At 69.0% G+C, this 6,134-nt stretch carries 6 protein-coding genes; 4 read left to right on the forward strand and 2 right to left on the reverse strand.

Features of this window, described 5'->3' with window-relative positions; genetic code table 11:
* Nucleotides 1-15 precede the first annotated feature (15 nt).
* Both FZ033_RS05015 and FZ033_RS05020 read right to left on the reverse strand, forming a co-directional pair.
* Nucleotides 16-687, reverse strand: coding sequence for a 3-oxoacid CoA-transferase subunit B (locus FZ033_RS05015; RefSeq protein WP_149575034.1), 672 nt, complete (start codon nt 685-687; stop codon nt 16-18).
* Nucleotides 680-1,360, reverse strand: coding sequence for a 3-oxoacid CoA-transferase subunit A (locus FZ033_RS05020; RefSeq protein ID WP_149575035.1), 681 nt, complete (start codon nt 1,358-1,360; stop codon nt 680-682). The genes FZ033_RS05015 and FZ033_RS05020 overlap by 8 nt, the downstream gene beginning before the upstream one ends.
* Nucleotides 1,361-1,665: 305 nt before the next feature.
* On the opposite strand from FZ033_RS05020, the gene FZ033_RS05025 reads away from it, so the two are divergent.
* From FZ033_RS05025 to FZ033_RS05045, 4 genes are all read left to right on the forward strand, one after another.
* Nucleotides 1,666-2,463: an IclR family transcriptional regulator domain-containing protein gene (locus FZ033_RS05025; protein ID WP_149575036.1), complete on the forward strand. Its 798-nt coding sequence runs from the start codon at nt 1,666-1,668 to the stop codon at nt 2,461-2,463.
* A 712-nt stretch (nt 2,464-3,175) separates the two neighbouring features.
* Complete coding sequence (locus FZ033_RS05035; RefSeq protein ID WP_149575038.1) at nt 3,176-4,372, forward strand: acetyl-CoA C-acetyltransferase; 1,197 nt, start codon at nt 3,176-3,178, stop codon at nt 4,370-4,372.
* A gap of 20 nt (nt 4,373-4,392) precedes the next feature.
* A complete protein-coding gene (locus FZ033_RS05040) occupies nt 4,393-5,664 on the forward strand; it encodes an acetyl-CoA hydrolase/transferase family protein (protein ID WP_149575039.1) in 1,272 nt (423 codons plus the stop codon).
* Nucleotides 5,665-5,712: 48 nt separating this feature from the next.
* Nucleotides 5,713-6,134, forward strand: a 422-nt coding sequence (locus tag FZ033_RS05045; protein ID WP_149575076.1) for an acyl-CoA dehydrogenase family protein, incomplete at its 3' end; no start/stop codon positions are given.

Consider the following 6,134-nt stretch of genomic DNA (forward strand, 5'->3'; position numbering starts at 1 on the left):
GCGGCACCTTGTGGTTCATGCGAGAAGCGGAGCGGCGGTGACCTTCTGGAGTTCGGACAGGGTGAGGCCCTCGACCAGTTCCACCAGCCGCAGGCCCTGCGGCGTGATGTCGATCACGGCCAGGTTGGTGTAGATGCGGCTGACGACGCCAAGCGCGGTGAGCGGATAGGTACAGTCCGACACGATGCGCGGCGCGCCGTCCCGGGTGGTATGCTCCATCATCACCCAGACGCGCCGGGCACCCAGGGCCAGGTCCATGGCGCCGCCCACCGCGGGCGCGGCATCGGTGGCGGAGGTGGCCCAGTTCGCGATGTCGCCATTGGCTGCCACCTGGAAGGCGCCGAGCACGCACAGATCGAGGTGCCGGCCGCGGATCATCGCGAAGCTGTCGGCCTGGTGCAACAGCGCCGCCCCCTTCAGCAGCGTCACATGCTGCTTGCCCGCATTGATGAGGAAGGGATCGACCGCCTCCGCCGCCGGTGCCGGGCCGATGCCGAGCAAGCCGTTCTCGGACTGGAAGATCACCTCCCGGTCGGCGGGGACGTGATTGGCGATCAAGGTCGGGATGCCGATGCCGAGGTTGACGTACCAGCCGTCTGGAATATCGGTTGCGGCACGCTGCGCCATCGCCTCCCGCGAACGGGGCCGGCAGGCGCGCGCCTCGGCAAGCACAGTTTCATCACGCATGGGCTGTCTCCGCCGGATGGTGCAGGATGCGGTCCACATAGATGCCCGGTGTCACGATGGTCTCCGGGCCGAGGTCGCCGATCTCGGCGGAGTGCTCCACCTGGGCGATGGTGAGCTCCGCGGCCGGCGCCATCACCGGATTGAAGTTGCGCGCCGCGCCCCGGTAGGTGAGGTTGCCCCAGCGGTCGGCGCTCCAGGCCTGGATCAAAGCAACGTCGCCGTGCAGGGCATGCTCCAGCACGTAGTCGCGCGCTCCGATGCGGCGCGTTTCCTTGCCCTCCACGAGGCGCGTCCCGGCGCCGGTGGGGGTGAAGAACGCCGGGATTCCGGCGCCCGCTGCCCGCAGCCTCTCGGCAAGGGTGCCCTGCGGAACCAGCTCCAGCTCGAGCCGGCCGGACTTGTAGAGATCCTCGAATATGACCGAGCCGGGAATGCGCGGGTAACTGCAGACAAGCCTGCGCACCCGCCCGGCGGCCAGCAGCCGCGCCAGTCCCACCTGGCCGTATCCGGCATTGTTGGCGACCACCGTGAGCGCGGTTGCCCCCTGCTCGATCAGCCCCTCGATGAGGAGATCGGGCTGCCCGACGGCACCGAAGCCGCCGACCAGGATGGTCGCGCCATCCTTCACCCCCGAGAGCGCCGCAGCGACCGAGGGAACAAATTTATCGATCATGACCTCCCACCCACCTTCGCCGGCGAACAGCGTTGATTTTTCGCCGTCCCGATCTTCATTTGTCCGTCTATTGGACATTTGTCCGTAAAGTAGAACGTCATCCGGCGACTGTGTCAAGCCTCGCGTCCTCCGGCGGCGCGGTCACGGAGGCGCGCGCCACGGGCGCATCCCCATTTGTCCGCCAAATGGACATACCTCCGCATGGTGCTAGAATTGCCATGGGATGTGACGGCTGCGCGGGCCTCGGGGGCCGGGCACCATGCCGCCCCAGGCGCCCTGCCGGACGATTTTGAAAAGAGCTACTCGTGATCAAGAAGGTCTCGGAAGACGACAAGCGCGGGCCGGAATTCGTCACCGCACTGGAGCGCGGACTCACTGTGCTGGCGGCGTTCGGGCGAGCGCCGTGCCGCATGACCCTCACCCAGGTTGCCGAAGCGACTGACCTCAGCCGGGGGACGGCACGGCGCTTCCTGCTGACGCTGCAGGCCCTCAACTATGTGGACAGCGACGGCAAGCTGTTCTGGCTGACGCCGAAGGTCCTGCAGTTCTCCAGCGCCTACCTGTCGGCCTTCGGCGTCTCCGAGGCCGGCCGCGGCGTCATCCGGCGCCTGACCGAGCAGATCGGCGAATCCTCGTCCATGGCCGTTCTGGATGGGCACGACGTGGTCTATGTGGCGCGGATCGAAACCCGTCGCATCTTTTCGTCGGGCATCGAGGTTGGCTCCCGGCTGCCGGCCTTCTGCTCGTCGCTCGGGCGGGTGCTCCTTGCCGGGCTCGGCGACGCCGAGCTGGACCGCTGGCTGGCGGAGGACACCTTCACGGCCCCCTCCCCCCGCAGCATCACCGACCCGGAAAAGGTACGACAGAAGGTGCTGGAGGCGCGCCGGATCCAGTACGCCATCATCGACGGTGAAATGGAGGTGGGCGTGCGCTCCATCGCCGTGCCGATCCATGACCGCGCCGGGCGCACGGTCGCGGCGCTGAACATCGGGACGACAGCGGCACGCGCGTCTCTCGACCACATGCGCAAGGTCTTCCTCCCCGCCCTTCGGGAGGCCGCCCAGGAGGTGGAGCAGACCATGAGCGACTGGATGCAGCCCTGAGAGTACGCGCCGATCAGCTTGCACCATAAAACTGATCGGATAACGCGTTCTGTTTCCTGGAGTTGGAGCGCGATCCGATCGCGCTGACATCCCGTGCTGGTCCAAACCATCGGCGCGCCGCCTTCCGGCCTGTCGACTGCACTCGCCGCCACGGCCCGGCCCCGCAAAGAGCGGCGCCGCGCCCGCGGCGGGGCGTTCCCGATTTCGCAGGAAAACCCCACGGCCCAGATCCGGCCGGCAAGAAGCGAACGCAGCCACGGCGCCCTCGCCGACGGTCGCGCATTTTTCGGACATATGTCCGTCTACTGGACATATGTCCGAAAATGCTGCAGCATTCACCTGACCAGCCATGAGGCTCCGGACGGACTAAGGCGCACGCACGCTCCAACACGCACGCTCCTGGCCAGCCGACGAGAGAACGACCGCCGCGGGAGAGACGGACATGGACCTGCGCCGCCCAGCATTTCGCGGAGGCCTTCTTCGTGGAGGCCTTCGAGGAGACGGCACGCCGCCGCGACGCCTCCGGCGTGCGGGCGGCCCGGTGCCAGACCCTGTCCAACCGGCCATGCCGGCCGGGAATAACTGAAATAATGAAGTGGTTTTTCAGTCGACCCAAGCAATCTGATAGGTGGCACGCCGGTGAATACGCCATCGGGCGCGGCGGAATCCGAATCTTCTGTTCCTACAATCAAAAACCGTGAGGAGACGCTGTATGAGACGCGCGGCCATCGTCAGCCCGGTGCGCACGCCCGTGGGCACCTTCGGCGGAAGGCTGAGGCCAATGGCCGTGGAGCAGCTCGGGGCCGGTGTGGTGAAGGCAGTGCTCGCGCGGAGCGGCATCGATCCCGCCCTCATCGAGGACGTGGTGTTCGCGCAGTCCTACGCCAACAGCGAGACGCCCTGCGTCGGCCGCTGGATCGCGCTTGAGGCCGGGCTGCCCATCGAGGTGCCGGGCATGCAGATCGATCGGCGCTGCGGCGGCGGCCTCCAGGCCCTCGTCACCGCCGCCATGATGGTTCAGACCGGCGCCTGCGACGTGGTGCTCGCGGGCGGCGTCGAGAGCATGAGCAACATCGAGTTCTACACCACCGACATGCGCTGGGGCCGGCGCGCCGGCACGACCCGGCTCTACGACCGGCTCGACCGCGGGCGGGAGCGCTCCCAACCGGTCGAGCGCTTCGGCGTCATCTCCAGCATGATCGAGACGGCGGAGAACCTGGCGCGGCAGTTCCAGATCACCCGGGAGGACGCGGACGCCTTCGCGGTCCGCAGCCATGAGCGCGCCGCAGCCGCCTGGGCGGCGGGCCTGTTCGATGCCGAGGTGGTGCCCGTCGACGTGCCGCAACGCCGCGGCGCGCCGGTGCGCATTGGCCGCGACGAAGGCATCCGCGCCGATGCCAGCGCGGAAAGCCTCGGCAAGCTGAAGCCCATCATACCCGGCGGCACCGTCACAGCCGGCAACGCCAGCCAGCAGAACGACGCCGCCGCGGCCTGCCTCGTGGTCGCCGAGGACAGGCTCGCGGCCCTCGGCCTGGAGCCCCTGGGCTTCCTCGCGGGCTGGGCGGTGGCCGGCTGCGATCCGGCCATCATGGGCTTCGGTCCGGTGCCGGCCACGCGGCGCCTCTTCGCCAAGACCGGCCTCTCCTTCGATGACATCGGCCTCGTGGAGGTCAACGAGGCCTTCGCCTGCCAGGTGCTCGCGGTGCTCAAGGGGTGGGGCTGGGACGACCAGGAGCGCCTGAACGTGAACGGCTCGGGCATTTCCCTCGGCCACCCCATCGGCGCGACGGGCATCCGCATCATGACCACGCTCCTGCATGAAATGCAGCGCCGCGGCGTCCGCTATGGCCTCGAGACCATGTGCATCGGTGGCGGCCAGGGCGCGGCCGCCCTCTTCGAACGCGCCTGACCGGCCGGCGGAGCCCACCCATGGCCATCGAACTCCAGTCGGACACGCTCGACTTCACCACATTGCTCCTGCCCGGGGAGTATCTCGCCTGGGGCCAGGCCTCTGCCGAGCCCACGACCCTGACCGCGCGCCTGTTCGAGCAGAGCGCGACCATTCCCGGCCTGCGCGCCTTCGTCGGCATGAGCTGGGGTACCCCGTTCACGGGGGCGGAAGCGATGCGCTTCCAGTCCTATTGCGGCGCCGGGCACAATCGCGCGCTGGAGCGGGCGGGCGCGCTCGACATCCTGCCCTGCCACTATTCGGACCTGCCGGCGTTGCTCGCCCGACAGGTAGACGTGCTGCTGCTCAATCTGGCGGATGACGGCAACGGGCGTTTCAGCTTCGGCGCCGCCCTCGAGTATCTGGCGCCGCTGGTGGACAGCGCACGGCTGGTGATCGCCGAGGTCAACACCCAGACCCCCTGGTCCTGCGGCGAGCGCACCCTGTCCGCCGACGACATCGACATCATCGTGCGCACCTCCCGCCCTCCCGTCGCGGGTCCCGGGGGGCAGGCCGGCCATGTGGAGCGGGCCATCGCCGCCCGCGTCGCCGGCCTCGTGGAGGACGGGGCGACGCTCCAGATCGGCATCGGCGGACTGCCCGAGGCGATCCTTGCGGCCCTCGTCGGGCACCGCGATCTCGGCCTGCATTCCGGCCTCGCCTCCGACGGCGTCGCCGGCCTGGCCGAGGCGGGCGCGCTCACCAACGCACGCAAGAGCGTCGATGTAGGGATCGCGGTGGCGGGACTTGTGGCCGGCGGCCCGCAGCTGATGCGCTACGTGGACCGCAACCCGCGCTTCGCCTTGCGCCCCACGACCTATACCCACGCCTTCGACGTGCTGAACGCGCACCGGAAATTCACTGCCATCAATGCCGCCATCGAGGTGGACCTCACCGGGCAGATCAACGCCGAGGTGGCGGGCGGGCGCTATGTGGGCGCCGTGGGCGGGGCCGCCGACTTCCTGCGCGGCGCCAGGGCCTCGCGGGGCGGGCTGCCCATCGTCGCCCTTCCCGCCACCGTGACGGGACGGGAAGGCACCCGCAGCCGCATCGTCACGCGGCTCAGCGGGCCGACGAGCACGGCCCGCGCGGATGCGGGCATCATCGTGACCGAATACGGCATCGCCGACCTGCGCGGCCTCAGCCTTGGCGAGCGTCGGCGCCGCATGATCGACATCGCCGCCCCTGACGTGCGGGCCGCGCTGGAGGCGGGCGATGAGACCCCGTCCCAGTTCCACGCCACGCGGGCGTGAGCGCACCCGCGGCGCCCATCACCACGACTTCAATCGAGGCTTACTCCCATACAGACCGTTGGCAGCGACGAGTTCCAGGACATCCGCGACGCCGTGCGCGCCCTGTGCGCGGACTTTCCCGCCGAGTATCACCGCAAGGTGGACGAGGCCCGCGCCTATCCGGAACAATTCGTCGATGCCCTCACCAAGGCCGGCTGGATGGCCGCGCTGATCCCCGAGGAGTACGGCGGCTCCGGCCTCGGCCTCACCGAGGCCTCCGTGATCATGGAGGAGATCAACCGCGCCGGCGGCAATTCGGGGGCCTGCCACGGCCAGATGTACAACATGAACACGCTGGTGCGGCACGGCTCGGAAGAACAACGCCGGCGCTATCTGCCGAAGATCGCCGCCGGCGAATTGCGGCTCCAGTCCATGGGCGTCACCGAGCCCACCACCGGCACCGACACCACCAGGATCAAGACCACGGCGGT

It is taken from the genome of Xanthobacter oligotrophicus (assembly GCF_008364685.1).
Classification (GTDB): Bacteria; Pseudomonadota; Alphaproteobacteria; order Rhizobiales; family Xanthobacteraceae; genus Xanthobacter; species Xanthobacter oligotrophicus.

Bases quoted from the DNA above. Each gene is read 5' to 3' on its own strand.
- FZ033_RS05015 (WP_149575034.1), bottom strand. From the start codon at position 687: ATGCGTGATGAAACTGTGCTTGCCGAGGCGCGCGCCTGCCGGCCCCGT.
- FZ033_RS05040 (WP_149575039.1), top strand. From the start codon at position 4,393: ATGGCCATCGAACTCCAGTCGGACACGCTCGACTTCACCACATTGCTC.
- FZ033_RS05035 (WP_149575038.1), top strand. From the start codon at position 3,176: ATGAGACGCGCGGCCATCGTCAGCCCGGTGCGCACGCCCGTGGGCACC.
- FZ033_RS05020 (WP_149575035.1), bottom strand. From the start codon at position 1,360: ATGATCGATAAATTTGTTCCCTCGGTCGCTGCGGCGCTCTCGGGGGTG.